The sequence below is a fragment of the Clostridium sp. genome (assembly GCF_036781005.1).
In the GTDB taxonomy this organism is placed as follows: domain Bacteria; phylum Bacillota; class Clostridia; order Clostridiales; family Clostridiaceae; genus Clostridium_B.
On sequence record NZ_DAIQBT010000022.1, the window covers coordinates 32,280 to 49,288 of the forward strand.

General features: G+C 29.5%; 15 protein-coding genes and 1 pseudogene. 4 read left to right on the forward strand and 12 right to left on the reverse strand.

Features of this window, described 5'->3' with window-relative positions; translation table 11 throughout:
- Positions 1-18: 18 nt before the first annotated feature.
- On the reverse strand, positions 19-1,332 hold the full coding sequence (locus tag V7Q02_RS10180; RefSeq protein ID WP_333860905.1) for an alkaline phosphatase family protein: 1,314 nt from the start codon (positions 1,330-1,332) through the stop codon (positions 19-21).
- A gap of 200 nt (positions 1,333-1,532) precedes the next feature.
- Between V7Q02_RS10180 and V7Q02_RS10185 the strand changes: the two genes are divergently transcribed.
- Together V7Q02_RS10185 and iadA are read left to right on the forward strand one after the other, a co-directional pair.
- Entirely contained in the window at positions 1,533-2,519 is a 987-nt protein-coding gene (locus tag V7Q02_RS10185; RefSeq protein ID WP_333860906.1) for a biotin--[acetyl-CoA-carboxylase] ligase, read from the forward strand.
- Between the two features lie 84 nt (positions 2,520-2,603).
- Positions 2,604-3,770, forward strand: a complete 1,167-nt coding sequence (gene iadA / locus V7Q02_RS10190) for a beta-aspartyl-peptidase (RefSeq protein ID WP_333860907.1) — start codon at positions 2,604-2,606, stop codon at positions 3,768-3,770.
- On the opposite strand, the gene V7Q02_RS10195 is transcribed toward iadA, so the two are convergent.
- Positions 3,767-4,510: an ATP-binding protein gene (locus V7Q02_RS10195; RefSeq protein WP_333860908.1), complete on the reverse strand. Its 744-nt coding sequence runs from the start codon at positions 4,508-4,510 to the stop codon at positions 3,767-3,769. The two genes, iadA and V7Q02_RS10195, sit on opposite strands and share 4 nt — an antisense overlap.
- Before the next feature lie 124 nt (positions 4,511-4,634).
- Between V7Q02_RS10195 and V7Q02_RS10200 the strand changes: the two genes are divergently transcribed.
- The gene (locus tag V7Q02_RS10200) at positions 4,635-5,312 is read left to right on the forward strand and encodes a Crp/Fnr family transcriptional regulator (protein WP_333860909.1); all 678 of its coding nucleotides are present in this window, start codon (positions 4,635-4,637) and stop codon (positions 5,310-5,312) included.
- 346 nt (positions 5,313-5,658) lie between these two features.
- Here V7Q02_RS10200 and V7Q02_RS10205 read toward each other — a convergent pair whose 3' ends face one another.
- From V7Q02_RS10205 to V7Q02_RS10240, 8 genes are all read right to left on the reverse strand, one after another.
- On the reverse strand, positions 5,659-5,781 hold the full coding sequence (locus V7Q02_RS10205) for a hypothetical protein (protein WP_333860910.1): 123 nt from the start codon (positions 5,779-5,781) through the stop codon (positions 5,659-5,661).
- A gap of 335 nt (positions 5,782-6,116) precedes the next feature.
- Positions 6,117-6,872 (reverse strand): SIMPL domain-containing protein, encoded by a 756-nt coding sequence (locus V7Q02_RS10210; protein ID WP_333860911.1) that lies wholly within the window; start codon positions 6,870-6,872, stop codon positions 6,117-6,119.
- A gap of 192 nt (positions 6,873-7,064) precedes the next feature.
- Positions 7,065-7,694 (reverse strand): HDIG domain-containing metalloprotein, encoded by a 630-nt coding sequence (locus V7Q02_RS10215; protein ID WP_333860912.1) that lies wholly within the window; start codon positions 7,692-7,694, stop codon positions 7,065-7,067.
- On the reverse strand, positions 7,666-7,824 hold the full coding sequence (locus tag V7Q02_RS10220; RefSeq protein WP_333860913.1) for a CPC_1213 family protein: 159 nt from the start codon (positions 7,822-7,824) through the stop codon (positions 7,666-7,668). Before V7Q02_RS10220 ends, V7Q02_RS10215 begins: the two co-directional genes overlap by 29 nt.
- A gap of 10 nt (positions 7,825-7,834) precedes the next feature.
- On the reverse strand, positions 7,835-7,996 hold the full coding sequence (locus V7Q02_RS10225; protein ID WP_333860914.1) for a hypothetical protein: 162 nt from the start codon (positions 7,994-7,996) through the stop codon (positions 7,835-7,837).
- Positions 7,997-8,053: 57 nt separating this feature from the next.
- Positions 8,054-9,244, reverse strand: coding sequence for a plasmid pRiA4b ORF-3 family protein (locus tag V7Q02_RS10230; RefSeq protein WP_333860915.1), 1,191 nt, complete (start codon positions 9,242-9,244; stop codon positions 8,054-8,056).
- A 358-nt stretch (positions 9,245-9,602) separates the two neighbouring features.
- The gene (locus V7Q02_RS10235) at positions 9,603-11,552 is read right to left on the reverse strand and encodes a glycosyltransferase family 2 protein (protein ID WP_333860916.1); all 1,950 of its coding nucleotides are present in this window, start codon (positions 11,550-11,552) and stop codon (positions 9,603-9,605) included.
- Between the two features lie 135 nt (positions 11,553-11,687).
- Complete coding sequence (locus V7Q02_RS10240) at positions 11,688-13,220, reverse strand: histidine kinase N-terminal 7TM domain-containing diguanylate cyclase (protein ID WP_333860917.1); 1,533 nt, start codon at positions 13,218-13,220, stop codon at positions 11,688-11,690.
- Between the two features lie 228 nt (positions 13,221-13,448).
- On the opposite strand from V7Q02_RS10240, the gene V7Q02_RS10245 reads away from it, so the two are divergent.
- The gene (locus V7Q02_RS10245) at positions 13,449-14,978 is read left to right on the forward strand and encodes a class I SAM-dependent methyltransferase (RefSeq protein WP_333860918.1); all 1,530 of its coding nucleotides are present in this window, start codon (positions 13,449-13,451) and stop codon (positions 14,976-14,978) included.
- Between the two features lie 115 nt (positions 14,979-15,093).
- Here V7Q02_RS10245 and V7Q02_RS10250 read toward each other — a convergent pair whose 3' ends face one another.
- Both V7Q02_RS10250 and V7Q02_RS10255 read right to left on the reverse strand, forming a co-directional pair.
- Positions 15,094-16,167, reverse strand: coding sequence for a glycosyltransferase family 2 protein (locus tag V7Q02_RS10250; RefSeq protein WP_333860919.1), 1,074 nt, complete (start codon positions 16,165-16,167; stop codon positions 15,094-15,096).
- Positions 16,168-16,490: 323 nt separating this feature from the next.
- Positions 16,491-17,009: pseudogene (locus tag V7Q02_RS10255) on the reverse strand (DNRLRE domain-containing protein); the annotation flags it as partial.

The window sequence follows — 17,009 nt, forward strand, 5'->3', positions numbered from 1 at the left end:
ATTTAACTCATGCTTAATTTAAATCGGATTTTCATCCAATAATTCTTCTAAAACCCTTCCATCTGTATCTTTTAACTCCACTCCCAATAATCTTGCAATAGTAGGTCCTTCATCTACCAAATCCATCTTTTCCACAATTACCCCCTTCTTTACCCCTCTGCCTGATATTATAAATATGGTAGTATAATCAGCTCTAAAAGGTGAATAGCCGTGGTTACATAACTTGCATCCATTTTGCCTCTGCAGTTCTTCTCCATTAAATTCCTCTATTACTTCCCCCAAAATCTCATCTTTAAAATAATATGGAGGTTTTGCCTCAATCATTAGGGAACAACTTTTATCAGCACCAAATTGTGAAGCTTCTTCCCTGGAATAAATATTCTCTATACATTCATATGACCTATTGAAATCCTTAATTAACTTTATAATTTCTTCTAATATTTCAAAATTATCTTCTTTTAAATATAAATATCCGCAGCCATCACAACTTTTAAATATAACCTTATAATCAATTATCTTGCCTTTTGAATTTACTTTAATATATCCTTTATCTTTCAAGAGTACATTGGGATTAATTATTTTGTTTGAATCTAAACTGCTGTGGTCACCTAAAATAATAATAGTACTTTCCTCATATATGCCCTTTTCCTTGAGTGCCTGTACTATTTCTCCTATTCTTTTATCATGTCTTTTTAGTGCAAGTATTGCCTCCTTTGAATTGAAACCATTATAATGTCTTGTACTATCCAAATCCGTATAATGCACTAAAGTTAAATCAAGACACTTATTTTCTATAGTATACAATAATGACTGGTGAACAAAATTATCAAGGTTAGGCTGCCTTATACCATTTCTTAAATATCCAAATTTTTTATTTAACTCATATTGAAATAAAGGAGTACCGTTTAACAGAGACACCAGAGTCTGATTTTTCCAAAATCTATTAGCAAAAATCTCTGGCATATTGTACTGTATTTTTGACTTTGCAGTAACAGGCCATAAAAGTGCTCCTACTTTCATTCCTTTTTCTATAGCCAGATCATAAAAAGTAGTCCCTTCTATATCATCTCTATACCAATACCAGTCTGGAGATTTCCTATTAGGCTGCAGCAATGTATTATTTACTACTCCATGATTTTTGGGATATTTTCCTGTAACAATGGATACATGGGCCGGATAAGTCAAGGTAGGATATACACTGCATACATTTTTGCAGTAGGAAGCTTCAGATAGAAAATTTTTAAAATTAGGTAAAGTACTTATATACTGGAAATCCAAAGTAGATAAACCGTCTAAAGAAATAACATATAAATATTTAGATAATGCATTCATATAATTCCCCCTCTTTTTAAACAATAAATTTCTGAATATGCAAATTATATCTATACAAGTTTACACAGGTATTACCTTATTGTAAAAACAATTAAACATTATTAATATATACAATTAATAATATTATAACATCTCTAGAAGATGTGTAACTGTGTTATAATACCTTTAAATATAAATACTATAAAAAGGTGGTTTTTTATATGAAATATGACGTACTTCATATATTAAAAGAAAATACCCATACATTCGTATCCGGTCAATTAATAAGCGACAAACTTGGTGTAAGCCGTACTGCCATATGGAAATACATAAACAATTTAAAAAAAGAAGGTTATGTAATAGACTCTTCTTCTAAAAAAGGGTATAAACTATTGGATTCTCCAGACATATTATCTTTTGAAGAAGTTGAAAAATATTTGACAACAAATTATATAGGTAAAAAAATCATCCATTTTGAAAAGCTAGATTCCACTAACAATAAAGCTAAAGAACTAGCTAGTAATGGGGAGCCTCATGGTGCCTTAGTAATAGCTGAAGAACAGGTAGGAGGAAGAGGAAGACTTGGAAGAGCCTGGTGTTCTCCTAAATATAAAGGTATATGGCTATCTATGATTTTAAAGCCTGATATAAATCCCATGCAAATACCTAAAATTACTCAAATAGCTGCCGCAGCTGTAATAAACAGTCTAAAGAATTTTAAAATAGAAGCAACTATAAAATGGCCCAACGATATAATAATCAATGGCAAAAAAATATGTGGTATTCTAACTGAAATGAATGCAGAAATGAATAAAGTGCATTATGTAGTATTAGGTATGGGCATAAACGCCAATTTAGATAAAGATGATTTTGAAAAAGACATGCTGGATAAGGCCACATCTATTAAAATAGAAACAGGAACTGCTTTAGATAGAAAATCTTTCCTTGGAAATTTAATAAACGAATTTGAATACTTATATGGGGAATTTGATAAAACCCAAAGTATTGAATCTTCCATAAAAATCTGCAGGAACAATTCTGCTGTTATAGGAAAAACTATAAGAATAATTAGAGGGAAAAACGAAACCTTTGCAAAAGCTCTGAATTTAGATGAAAATGGAGGACTTATAGTTCAATATGAAGATGGAACCCTTGAAAATCTTATATCTGGAGAAATTTCCATAAGAGCATTAAATGGATATATTTAGACTTTATATTTCTATGTTTAAATTAAATGAAAATAGTAAATCATAATATATATATATTAGAATATGTTCAGGATGTGTTAAATTATGATTTTAATAAAAAATGTAGAAATATTTGCTCCCGAATCTTTTGGGAAAAAGGATATATTAATATGCTTTGACAAAATAGCCTGTATATCTAAAAATACCTGTATACCAAAGGGCACCTTCTCTGAAATTAAAATAATAGAGGGAGATGGTTTAAAAGCAATACCAGGTATAATTGATCTTCACATACATATAAGTGGTGCCGGCGGGGAAGGAGGCTTTAATACCAGAACCCCCGAATTAAATCTCACGGACTTTACTTTAAACGGAATAACAACCTGTATAGGTCTTCTAGGTACAGATGGAATAACAAGGAACATGGGTGCATTACTTGCAAAATCTAGAGCCCTTGAAATAGAGGGCTTATCTACATACTGCTGGACAGGGTGTTATGCTGTTCCCACAAGAACACTTACAGACAGCGTAAGGGGGGATATAATACTTATAGATAAAATAATAGGAGCAGGTGAAATAGCCCTCTCAGATCACCGTGGAAGTCATCCTTCCGACAATGACTTAATACATCTTGCCTGTGAGACCAGAGTAGGTGGGCTTATTTCTGGAAAATGCGGGGTGCTGCATTTACATCTGGGAGATGGAAAAGAAGGGTTAAATCCTGTATTTGATTTGATAGATACTTCAGATATACCTTTCGAGAATTTATTACCTACGCATCTTAACAGAAATAGTCTGCTTTCCAGACAGTGCATAGAATATGCAAAAAATGGCGGTTTTGTGGATATAACCACCGGGATCAAGAACGAAGGTGACGATGCTTTAAGCGCCTCCACCCTCTACAATACACTGCTAAAAGAACATATTTCCCCCTACCATATAACCATGAGCTCTGATGCTGGAGGCAGTATGCCATTTTTTGATGATAAGGGCAACCTAACTAAACTTACCAGAGGTATACCAAATACAAACATTAATTCAATAAGAGAATCTGTAGAACTTGGTATACCCCTTGAATTAGCACTTCTTCCCCTTACTTCTTCCCCTGCAAAACTTCTTAAATTAAAAGGCAAAGGTAAAATAATGGAAAACTATGATGCAGATTTAATCTTACTGGACAATAAATTAAATATTAATACTGTTATAAGCAGAGGTAAAATAATGGTTCAAAATTACAAGCCTCTGGTTTACGGTACCTTTGAAAATAATTAAGCTTTAATTATATTTCCCTCTGTAGATATTATAACTTCTCTGTAGGGAAGTATAATTTGTGCTTTCAGCATTGCAGCTTTAACTGCATTTATAATACCACTGCAGCAAGGTACTTCCATTCTAACTACAGTTATGCTTTTTAAGTTATTGTTTTTTATAATTTCTACAAATTTATCTTCATAATATTTTATATCATCTAACTTAGGACACCCTATTACCGTAATATGGTTCTTTATGAAATCCTGATGAAAATTGCCATAGGCATAAGCAGTGCAGTCCGCAGCTACAAGTAAATTTGACTCTTTAAGGTAGTCTGCGTTGCTATTTACAAGTTTTAGCTGAACAGGCCATTGATTTAATTGGGATGTATTATTTTCCTCTTCTGATACATTTTCTGTATTTATTGCCTTTACCTTATTTTTATTCAAAACCCTCTTTATTTTTTTCGCGGCAGTACCGGGACATCCACAAGGCATTGGTTTTTCTTCTTTGATCTTTTTCATTTCTTCAATTCTTTTTATAACAAGTTCCTCATCATATGCTTTGCTTTCCCTTTCAATTATAGTTATAGCACCAGTTGGACACTCTGGAAGACAATCCCCCAGTCCATCACAGTATTCATCACTTATAAGTTTTGCTTTACCTTCTACTAGTTCTATAGCATTTTCATGACAGGCCTCAGCACATAGTCCACATCCATTACATTTTTCTTCATTTATATCAACAATTTTTCTTATCATCCCTATATTCCTCCCTTATCTTGATATGTTCATTATAATAGAATATAATTTTAATATCTGTAACCTATGTTACAGATTTAATAATTAAGTATGAAAATATTATATTAGATAATGGGAGATTAACATGAAAAACCTTATTAGTACACTAGAAAACTGCATACTTATGAAAAATTTTTCCCAAAAGTCCATAGAACATTTTCTAAAGAATATAAACTACACTCTCTCCTCCTACTCTAAGGGAGAAATTATAGCTATGGAAGAATGGAACTGCTTTAAAATAGGTATAATTATAAAAGGAAATGTGGAAGCACAAAAAATATTTGCCTCTGGAAAAACTATCACCATAAGCAGACTGGAAGAAAGTGATATCTTTGGAGAGGTTATAATATTTTCTAATAGAAATACCTATCCTGCTACCATAGTTTCATCAAGCGAATCTATCATAATGTTTATATCCAAAGAAGACATATTGAATACATCTACTTTATTTCCTGTATTTTTAAATAACTTCCTGACCTTATTATCTGATAAAATATTAATGTTAAATAGAAAACTTAAAAATATATCTTATAAAACAATTCGCCAAAAAATTACCTTTTATATTTTAGAGGAGCATAAAAGGGAAAAAAATTTGAAGATACATCTATCCTGTACCAGAAAAGAAATGGCAGAACTGCTTGGAATTCCAAGGCCATCACTTTCAAGAGAACTTATAAATATGAAAAGGGATAATCTGATAGATTTTCAAAAAAATTTTATTGTAATAAAGGACTTGGACGCCCTAAGAAATGTTTTATTTTAAGAATTAAAAAGGAAACGAAAAATTTTTCGTTTCCCTTTTAATAATTCATTTTAGCACCATGAATCGCATCCGCATCCGCAGCATAATAATAATATTATTATTATTACTACTATTTCTTTTCCGCGTCCACGTCCATATCCACCATAACATCTGCGTGACATAAAGATCCCTCCTTGTTATCCTAAACACATATTTTAAGTTATCTAACTTATCATCATCTGTTTCATACCTTATTGCTTTATAAGCCTATAAGGTGAATTGGTGAATCACAAAATTTATTTAATAAAAAACATGTATCTTTTTATTAAATCTTTTTTTACCTCCTTAGTTATTTAAAACATCCTCCTTAGCAAATGCTACCGCAATTAACACCACAGCATAATAATAAAAGTATTATTATAACTAGTACTTCTTTTCCACGTCCAAATCCACCACAACCACTATCGTATCTACAACCACATCTTGACATAAAGATCCCTCCTTGTCATCTTTAAATAATTTATTTAGGTATTCTTTTTTTTTATCATGTGTTCTATACTTCTATAATATTAATCATAAGTGTAAATGTTACTTTTATTTTTATCGCATAATGAAGTTATTGATATTCCTAAGATTTTTTATGAAATCGCTTTATATGTAAGCGTAAAAAATTCCCCCATACTTTTATGCCAGATTAAAGCAACTATTATTCATAAAAACTTTCCACAAAAAACAGACTACAAACAATTCTTTAAATCGTTTATAGCCTGTTTTTCAACTCTTTTTAGGTAAAAAATAGATTGTCTGTATATTTCTGTGTATTTTTTAATACTGATAAACTAAACCTACATTAGCTCTTATTTTATAAAGTCCTGTTTCTATAATAGTACCTTGTCCTCCAGAGTTTTTTACTGATGATGAATCATAAAAAATAGGATATTCACTAGGAACACCATTTGAATTCTCTGTTACTGTAGTTAAAGTTGATAGTTTCACATCTAAAGCATCTGCTATTGCCTGTGCTTTAGCCTTTGCATTTACTATGGCATTTGCCAGGGCTTTATTATAGTATTTTTCATAATTGCTAACTCCAAAAGTTACTCCATTTGAATTATTTGCTCCATTTGCCACAGCAATATCAATTATATTTCCAACTGAATCTATATTTTTAACTGTAACATTCAAAGTACTATCAACTGTATATCCAATAATTGTACTAGTTCCTGTTTCTTCATTATAATTATATTTAGGATTAATGGAATAATTTGAAGTTTTAATATCCTCAGCTGCCACTCCTGCCGCCTTTACAGCTTCAACAACCTTATTCATTGCAACAGAATTATTTTTCTGTGCTTTATCTACCGTACTGTCTTCTGTGGTTACTCCTAAAGATAAATGGGCAATATCAGGTACTACATTAACTTCACCATCTCCTGTAACATTTATGGTTTTAGTTTCCGCAGCTAACACCTTACAATTGGAAGTTGAAATTGCTGCAAATAAGAAGAGAAACATAAGTGTAGACGTGAAAATTAATGGCCATTTCCTTTTTAACAAGTTAATACTTTTCAAAATTAACACTCCTCACATTTTTATATTAATAAATTAAAATTTATTTCTAGGTATAAACCTTCTAGATTTCAAGTTTTATACCTTCATAAATTTAGACGATTAAACATAAAATTCCGTTTCAAAAATCTAAAAAATAAAGAAACCACTACACCAGAAATTTTTAAAATTACCAGTATAGTAGTCTCTAAATCATTTACATATCTACTGACTTTTAATACATTTTTCAACAAACAATTCTATATTCTTCTTCTCTTCAATTTCATTATGACCGATTCTCCCCAGTCTATCACATAAACCAAGCAAAGCTACTTCATAAATATCAGTATGTTCTTTCATGCCTTTTATATCTGCAAAAGGCAAATTATTCACAACAAACAGTATTTGCATATGGTATCTTATCAAATAATAAACCTTATCTATAAATCCATTATTATGCGTAAATTCACGCAAGAAATCTCTTGAAAGTCTTGCTCCTACTTTATCATGATCATAAGAAGTTATTTTACCTCTTCTAACTTTTGTCGTAACAGCTTTGCCAATATCATGAAGCAATGCGGCCCACATAAAAGCCGGAACATCCCTGTTTTTGTTTTTCAATTTAGCCCCTTCGTCCACAACCATAAGTGTATGATTCCAAACACTGCCCTCAGGATGGTACTGTGGTGACTGTTTGGTATCCTGAAGTTCATACAACATATTAAAGGGGTGCATTCTGAATTCCCGCTGACTGCGTATACTATTTAGATACTTTGATGGCATTTGATCATTTAATAAGTGATATTCTAAATCCTGAAATAGCATTTTACCGGGATTCATTTTTATCTTCTGCATTAATATCATTTATATCAAAAACAGCTCTTGCACTTTCTGCCTGAGGGTTATGCTTTATATGCTTAGAATGAAACTTTCCATCTTCTTTTTTTCCGTTTTTAGTACTTCTTTTCTTGTTTTGCTCGCTCATATTATTCTCCTTATCTTTTATTATTAGATCCTAATGATTCTTTTTTGGAATTATGTGTTTCATTAATATTAGAACCATTAACCTGGATACAATTTTCAATATTAGCAAGTTTTTCTTGATCATTTACTGGATTTTCAAATGTTTTATTAACAGAATTTTTATTTTTAGACATACTAATTACCACCTCAAAATTAGTATTCCTATTTCAGATATTTATATTCTTGTAAGGTTACCATTCTGCATACTGCTCTGGTGATTCTCCTTTTGATTCTATAATTTCAGGTTTTATAGGCAATACACCGTTTTTATCAATATCTACTATAGTTATGTCAAATTCCCATTCATCTCCAAAATCAAAAATATATTTAATCTTTTGGCCTTTGTAAAGACTAGCCTCGCCTATAGCAATATCATTTACTATTCCTTCGTAAGGATTTCCTGCATAAGTAATTTTTGCAGTTCGTCTATTTCGACCAATATAAAACTCATATAAATGGTCATTATCAAAATCAAAGGCTTTTTGAATTATATTATGTAAGTCCTCAAAAGTATTTTTATATGACATTTTTATTTTTCTCCACAATCCTCTAGATAGGCTAACTTTAAAAATATATAAACCACTTTTGTCTATTTCAACTTCATTCTCAATAGTTTTTTCCACTAAGTTATCCGGGAATATACTTTTAAGTACAAAAAATAAGCTTTTATTTTTTTTCTTTATACTAAGATGCTCCATTATAATTTCTACATCCTCTATATTCCAAAAAGGTAAAGCTTCAGTTGATAACTTTTTACAAATTAAAATTCCTAATTCTGTTGGAATAATAGCCTTAATTGAAGCTTCATATTTACTTTTCACACCTTCAATTAATTCTAAATCCCACAGTCCAAAATAAGACAAATGATGAAAAAAAATAGTAACTGTTGAAAAAGACATTTGCAGGTTTAGTTCTTTTAAAATAAGTTTTCCTGAGTTTTTTTTAGCAATAAGTTGTATAATGCTACTTAAAGCTAATACATTATTCCACCTTAAATCCTTTCCGTCAAAGTCATACTCTGACCAATATGTTTCAAAAAGAAATACATATTTTTCAAAATTATTAAGTTCCAAAAATGATTCAATTTTAGCAGTTCTCATCAAGGAGAGTTTTCCTTTATCATTACTTCCTATCACATATAGATTACTATCCACCGCTAAAGAAAACATCAAATCTATGACTAAATATTGATCTTGATTATAATTTGGTGCCGTTACATCTCTTTTGAAATTAAGTTTGGAATTAAGTTTAAAAGAATCTTTTTTTCCTAATACCCCTTTTTTTGCAGTTAAAACAGGTTTTTCTTCTTCAATATACTTAATAAAAACATCAAAATCCTGTATAATTGGTAAACTACTTTTTTCAAATAGTGATAAATCCATATTTTTACCTCTTTTCTGTTTATTTATTTATACCAATTTATTATTGTCAAAATCTATTTTACATTAAATAAATGAAAGTTATCAATATGCAAATATATACCCACATCTAATAAATGTAACTGTTGGAATAACTAGAGTGGAGTTTGCTTAAAAGAAATACTTTTCTCCACTTGAACCTTATTAACAGTATTCTTAGTGTCTTTAGCACTTAGACTACATTATCCTTTAGGGGAAGAACTTATCCAAGCGCGAGCAGTGCTTATCCACTTTAAAGAAGCTGAGGGGTGTTAGCAATGGTAGCGTTCGGATAAAAATATGGCAAACAATTAAAATGGAAAACTAAGTATGATTAACATACTTAGTTTTCCCATTTTATTAATCTTGGTCTTTCATCCATAATAGATTGATATTGTTGTAAATTTCCATATTTACCTTCAGGATCTGCCTCTAAATACCTGATATATTTAGACTGCCTTAATTCAATAGTTGACCAGCCAAAATGTTTTAATCTTACATAGCATATGCAGCCAGGCAAGCTAAATATATTTTCAGGAATCCTTCCGCAATGCAGCGGTTTTTCTTCCCAAGTATAATTAAAATTAGGCTGATATCTTATCAAAAATGGTCTGTAATACTTGTGTGCCCCCCAATAAAAATCTTCTCTATAGTGACTTTCATCCCACATATCATATAGCCTAAAAGCATAATAATCAAAATTAGGTTCATTGATTAGTGTCCTAATAATATTACATATTCTATCTTCAAAAATTTCATCTGCATCTAAAAATAATATCCAATCAGGATTTGTATTTGCTGTTATTTCCCACAATTGTTTTCTCAGAACAATTTCATTACTAAACCCATGTTCTTTATTTTCAACTAAAGTTAATGGTATATTTTTAAATACTTTTTTACATATTTCAACTGAATTATCTTCGCTGGCATCATCTAAAATTACCGCATTATCTATATATTTAGCTGCATGTGTCAGAACCCTTTCTAAAAACTTTTTGCTTTCATTTCTCACAAGCATAGCAAGGGTCAGTTTATTCTCTGTATCTTTGTTTATTCTTATTCGCTCATATAATAAATCTAAAATATTGTATCCAAAAAGAGGTTTGTTATCTCTATTTATAAGCTTTATACTCTCTATGAGCATAGACTGTGTATTTAATTCTAAGTTACAAGTAAATATTTTCACAAAACTTTCTGTTATATTTTTGCTTTCTAATTGAAATTTACATACTATATTAATTTTATTATCATCTATACTAGCCTTATCAGTATTAATATCTAATATATTTATATTATTTACTGGCTTTTTTTCTGTAATATAATTCATAATACTACTTTTATCTTTATTAAACTTTTCTGCATAACTAGAAGATAGATACTTATTTACTTCAAATTTATCAATATTATTATAATTAAAGCAGTAGAATTTATCCAAAAAATCTTTTACAAAATTATTAATATACAAGGAATTATTAATTTCATATATACATTTACTTCTAAATTGTTCTACTCCTTTTAAATCCTCTTTTCTATATATATGGTAAGCTGGATAAGCGGTATCAACATACAGCTTAAAACCTAACGCTGCTGCCCTTATACAAAAGTGCCTGTCCTCTCCCCAAAATGATAAATTATAAATCTTATTAAAATTAATTCCTTTATCAATGGCTTTCTTGCTTATCAAAGTACAAGCCCCTAATCCTCCTACCTCATATATACCTGGTTTTTTTAATTTTTCTATAAAATCTGTATATCTTTTATTAGATTCCTCTTCAGTTAATATTTCATTTCTTTCTTTAGTAACAAACGAATATTCATCACACATCCAAACCTGTGGTAATAGGCCTGCATTTTTTTGCCATCTAGTCCAAAATATTTCGCATATTATGTCTTTGTTACTACTTATTAAGCTTGATAATGTCTTAGGATGCAGCATTATATCTGAATCTATCAAGAATAAATAGTCATAACAATTTTCTTTAGCATATTGTATAATTCTATTTTTATATTGTGCTATCTTCCAAATTAAATTTTCCTTCCAATAGTGTGTGTCTTCTGTACGTACATAAGTGTCTATTTTTTCTCCTTCTTCAATAATAACTTCATCTTTTATTTCCTGGGAAAAATTTTTAAGCAAATTGCTTGAATTTAGATCATCATTGTCATCTATAAAAAAATAGTTTATAGTAATGTCTTCTTTTATAATATTTTTTAAAAAACTTATAAAGTTTACTAATATATCATGAGGTTGCCTCACAGGACTTCCAATTAAAACTTTTGTATTTTCATTCATTAATTTTCCTCCTCATATAATTTACTATGGGTACTAAATAATAGCCTAGTAAACTATTCTCCTTATATACTATTCATAAATTTAATTATTGCCTATATATAAAAAAAACACTATAATCTTATACTATAGTGTAAATTAAGTTGAAATGTTCTTATTCTTTATATTTATTCGATTTCTTCCCTGATTTTTTGATTTATATAAAGCTTCATCTGCATTTCTTATCATATCATCTAAATCTGTTAAACCTATTGATGTAAAAATTCCAAAAGAACAAGTCACTTTTATAATTTTATCTTGGTATATGTTATTAAAATTCATTATTTTTACTCTTATTTTTTCTACTATTTCTAACACCTCTTCTTCTTCAAGGTTCTCTAAAATAATTAAAAATTCCTCTCCACCATATCTTCCAACAACATAACTTTTTTCCAAACAAGCCTTACAAATTGCCGCAACATTTTTTAACACCAAATCCCCTGCAAGATGTCCATAGGTATCATTTATATCTTTAAATTTATCCAAATCAAACATTACCAATGATATAGGCTCATTATTTTTCATACAATAAAGTATTCTTTCATTGGCAACACTACAAAAATAATTTCTATTATATACTTCCGTTAGAATATCCATAGTAGCATAATGTTGAAGTTTCTTTATCATTAAAACTTGTTCTGTACTATCTTTTAAAGTAACAACTTTCCCATCGTTATTTATAAAATTTATTTCCCCAGTAAAGTAATAATATTTATCGTATGCTTCCATTTCAAAATCAAAGGTTACTTCTTTATTACTCTTTAGATGTTTTATAATCGCTGTAAAATTTTCAAAAGCTTTCTCTAAGTCTTGTCCTATTATAACATCTGCTTTTTTACTAAAGAACTGTTCTGTTGCCTTGTTTATATCTATTATTTTATTGTTCATGTCCAAAACTATTACAATTTCTTTTATATTATCAAAAATAACATGTCTTGCGATAACTGCTGTTCTAAAAATGTTATTTTTCAACAACGCTTTAGTATAAATCAAACAAACAAACGCCATAAAGACAGGAACAATATCTATTTTTATTGGCATGATACCAGACATATATATCCAATATCCAATCCAAGGTATAAAAGAAGTTATCATAATAGTAAAACTTCTCTTTCTATATACAATATTTTTAATAAAAAATTCTGTGTATAAAATATTCCCCAGCAAATACATTAAATTAATATATATGGCAGCCATTGTATATCCTATACCTGGACTGATATTTGCAATAGACAGGGAATACATTATGGTAGCTGAATAATTTCTATAAAACAAATGATGATATTCATTGGTAAAATTTAAAATTACTAAAATAACAGGTAGGCAAAACATAATTATACACAACTTCATATTAACATACTTGCTCTTATTGGTATATTCAAGAGCCATAATAACCCAGAATGCTGGAATAGATAATATGCCTATATATTGTACTGCTGCAAACAGCTTCATATAGTTCAAATCTGGAGATATTAATTCAAATGAATAAAATAAACTATATAGGAAAATAGATAAAATGAGACCCAAGAAACCTTTTAAATGGATCTTCTTTTTATTATAAAAAATATAGATAGCTAGTTGTGCAGCAATAAATGCTGTTAAAAACATTATAAAAAAGATTACATAGTTCAAAATAACACCTCCCTTTTATCATTTTCATATGATGCTTATATCCAATTATCAATATTTCTTTATTTAAATATATGAATACTTCAGGATATATCAATTATTCATCAGCATTATATCATAAAAGTAAGTAGATTTATGCAAGTTAAAAATTTCCTGTATATAATGATTAACTAAAATTATTACAATCTCATATAATGTATTTATAATATTGTAAGCAGGAGGTTTCTTATAATGAACATTTATATGATACCATTTTTTATAAATAAAGAAAATTATGATGAAGATATGGCTATGGCATATCAGTGTTTAGAAAGTTTATCTTATTCTAAAGATGTCAATTTATTAATTTTTAATCAAGGATGTTTATCTAATGAAGAATTAGATGTGATTTTACAAAAATTTAATTTTAATTATAAGCTGCTGGGTAATGGTGAAAATGTGGGTATTACACTATCTAGATATATAGGATTTCGATATATTATAGAAAACTATTCCAATATTGATTATATTACAGAGGCTCATGTTGATATGATTTTCCCTCCTAATTGGCAGGATCCTTTAATTGATTATTTGAATTCATCTGAAGAACCTATGATATCTCCAAAAATAGTAACTGACTTTTCAGATGAGATTTCTTCAAATACCACTACTAGTTTAGAGGATAAAATCAAGTACCTATCTACAAAGGGAGAAGATAAAATCACCCAGGGATTTGTACATCCTGTTATTCACAAATTAAGTATATTAAAGGAATTATGCCCCTATGACGTTGGATTTTTGACAGGTACCCAAGGCTATGAAGATGATAGTATTTTATTAGGATATAATTATTATATGGGAACAAGTAAAAAATGGATGCCTAAAATCTATCATAAATCCTGTGTTTATCATAAAACATTATTTCAAAGATTCAAACTTCCGAACTTGTCTGAATCATTCAATAAAAATTATCAAGGATTAAAACTAGAGTATGGATCCTATGGATTAAAAGAATTAGCTAGAATTTATCCTGACAATAGTTTTTTTATACGAGAATATCATAAATCTATAATAGATCCTGACATATACAGAAAATATAATAAATATGTTGGAGAAAATGATTTTAAAAGAACATCTTGTATAAATAAAAAATCCTCCAGGTTTATAGTTACTACTGATGAAGAAAAAACAGAATGCCTATTAAAATTTCCTAATGATTGGTGGAGCAGATGCTACGAATACACTTGGGCATCAAATTTCTCAGAAGAGAATGATATCTGTTTAGATGCAGCCTGTGGTGCTCCTCATCCATTTAAATTTTATTTAGCCAGTATATGTAAAGATGTATATGCCTGCGATATTGATACTGATATCTTAGATAAAAACAAAATCTTATCAAGAGTTAGTGAATACTTCGACAAAGAAGATGTTAAAAAAGCTGCCCAATATATAGATAAAATAAAATTTTCAAATAGTAGTCTGACAAATCTCCCTTATAAGGATAATAAATTTGATAAAATCTATTGTATTTCAGTAATTGAACATCTTCCTATGGGGGATATAAAAAAATCTATTAATGAATTCTATAGAGTTTTACGAAAAGATGGACTTCTCGTATTAACTATTGATTACCCAACTGCAAATTTAAATTTGTTAGTTAACTGTTTAAAAAATACTGGATTTAACTTTGCAGATTCATTTGATTGTAAAATATACCCTAATGCTATATATTCTAAATTACTAGGAGGATTATACTGTTTTAGATTATTATTAAAAAAATAATAATCTCTTTGACTAAATTTGATTAAATAAAACCTTATTTAAAGTATAAGTAATAAAGGCTGCAGAATCTAATTCTTCACAGCCTTGTTATAATATAAAAAAATCATTTACATTATTATTTAAATCCTATTTTTTTAAAATATTCCCTATTATAGAGTATTCTTTTATCATTGGGTCTAAATTTGGCAGCTATTTCATTGTGTTCATAAGCTAATTTATGATTACCTAATCTATCATAGCAAACACATAATTGCAAATGAGGAAGCCACGTCCAGCAGGCATCACTAAAAAATCCCAGACTATTTACTGGTTTTTTTAGATTTGCAGCTGTTTTATACCAAAATACTGCTTGATTAATCTTATTTTCTTGTAAGAAAGAAAATCCAAGTCTGCAGCATGCTTCAGCTCGTGGAGCATCATATTCGAAACTTCTAAAGGCATATTTACGACTTTCCTCACCTTTATTAATTGATTGATAATAGTCACATATCTTTCCGCAGACGTGGATATTATCTTCATACCATCCCCTTTTTGAATCTAAGAAGTCATTATAATATTTTAAGGCTTCTTCAAATATTCCGTGATCATACAACTCATTTCCATAATACAATATATCTCTTGGCGTAAATTCAACCCCTTCTTTTAATTTATTTTGAAAAATCTCAAGATTACGATTAGGAGAATAGTTCATTTTTTTGTGAGTTACACTGATTTCACTGTTAATTATATTTCCATATACTTCTAAATACTCATGAACAAAACCGATCCATTTAAAATTTTTTTCTCTTTTAACTAACCTATTACGTCTGTAACTTGTGGTTACATTACCATATTCGTCAAAGCCTATATTGTATTTCATTGTTACAGAATCTATAGAGGGATCTAAATTTTTCTTCAAAGATTTAAACTTTTCTACATCTTCTGGGAGTAGTACATCGTCCGCATCTAACCAAAAAATATAATCTTTAGTTGCTTTACTAAATGCAAAATTTCTTGCAGCTGAAAAATCATCAATCCATTTAAAATCATAAACATTGTTAATATGTTTTTTTATTATATTTTTAGTATTATCAGAAGAACCTGTATCTACTATTATAAATTCATCTATTATATCTTTTACAGAATCTAAACATCTTCCTATGGTATCTTCTTCATTTTTTACTATCATACAAAGACTAACAGTTATCATATAATCACTTCCTTAAAAGTCAGTACGTTATATAATATGAAAACACAAACAAAGTGATACAAGCTTTATAACATCAAGTGATTCTTACGTTCAGGTAGAATTTGCTTACAGGAAATGCTTTTCTCCAGCTGAGCCTCTTATTAACAGTATTCTTAGTGTCTTTAGCACTTAGAATACATATCTTTTAGGGTAAGAACTTATCCTGGTACGTAGCAGTGCTTATTTCCACTTTGAAGAAGATAGGGAGTATTAACTAATTACCTCATTTGGATAAAAAAATACTGGCCACCTAAAGAAATGGCCAGTATCAATTATATTATGATCTATCCTATAATATTCAATGCTTTAGTGGTTGCCGTAACACTTGTAATATTAGTAGCGCTAGTAAGTGTAAGCTGAATATCATAGGTGTGAGAACCAGCTGCAGGAGTTTGAGTCCATGTCAAATTAGAAATCTCTGTGTGTGCTTCTCCAAGTGAAGTAGCAGTACCTGCATTATTAATTGTTATTGAAGCTATAGTGGTTGTATCTTCACGTAACTCATATAGAATTGAATAACTATAAGGAAGTATTGCAGTTACTATTATATCCAATTCTACTACAGAATCCAGTTTTAATTCCTGTCCAGTCGTAGTTATTGTCTGCGAAAGAAGTGCAGTTGGGGCAGCAGTAATTGCATCAGCTGTACTATTTTCTGAAGAAGATAATATACTTACAGGACCTGTTGGACCTGTTGGTCCCGTTGGTCCCGTTGGGCCTGTATCGCCTGTGGCTCCTGTGGCTCCGGTTGCTCCGGTGTCTCCTGTGGCTCCAGTTTCTCCTGTTGCTCCTGTGTCTCCTGT

Coding starts and splice junctions, on each gene's coding strand:
- V7Q02_RS10195 (WP_333860908.1), bottom strand. CDS start 4,510: ATGATAAGAAAAATTGTTGATATAAATGAAGAAAAATGTAATGGATGT.
- V7Q02_RS10200 (WP_333860909.1), top strand. CDS start 4,635: ATGAAAAACCTTATTAGTACACTAGAAAACTGCATACTTATGAAAAAT.
- V7Q02_RS10235 (WP_333860916.1), bottom strand. CDS start 11,552: ATGAATGAAAATACAAAAGTTTTAATTGGAAGTCCTGTGAGGCAACCT.
- V7Q02_RS10245 (WP_333860918.1), top strand. CDS start 13,449: ATGAACATTTATATGATACCATTTTTTATAAATAAAGAAAATTATGAT.
- V7Q02_RS10215 (WP_333860912.1), bottom strand. CDS start 7,694: ATGCAGAAGATAAAAATGAATCCCGGTAAAATGCTATTTCAGGATTTA.
- V7Q02_RS10250 (WP_333860919.1), bottom strand. CDS start 16,167: ATGATAACTGTTAGTCTTTGTATGATAGTAAAAAATGAAGAAGATACC.
- V7Q02_RS10220 (WP_333860913.1), bottom strand. CDS start 7,824: ATGAGCGAGCAAAACAAGAAAAGAAGTACTAAAAACGGAAAAAAAGAA.
- V7Q02_RS10205 (WP_333860910.1), bottom strand. CDS start 5,781: ATGTCAAGATGTGGTTGTAGATACGATAGTGGTTGTGGTGGATTTGGA.
- V7Q02_RS10185 (WP_333860906.1), top strand. CDS start 1,533: ATGAAATATGACGTACTTCATATATTAAAAGAAAATACCCATACATTC.
- V7Q02_RS10230 (WP_333860915.1), bottom strand. CDS start 9,244: ATGGATTTATCACTATTTGAAAAAAGTAGTTTACCAATTATACAGGAT.
- iadA (WP_333860907.1), top strand. CDS start 2,604: ATGATTTTAATAAAAAATGTAGAAATATTTGCTCCCGAATCTTTTGGG.
- V7Q02_RS10225 (WP_333860914.1), bottom strand. CDS start 7,996: ATGTCTAAAAATAAAAATTCTGTTAATAAAACATTTGAAAATCCAGTA.
- V7Q02_RS10180 (WP_333860905.1), bottom strand. CDS start 1,332: ATGAATGCATTATCTAAATATTTATATGTTATTTCTTTAGACGGTTTA.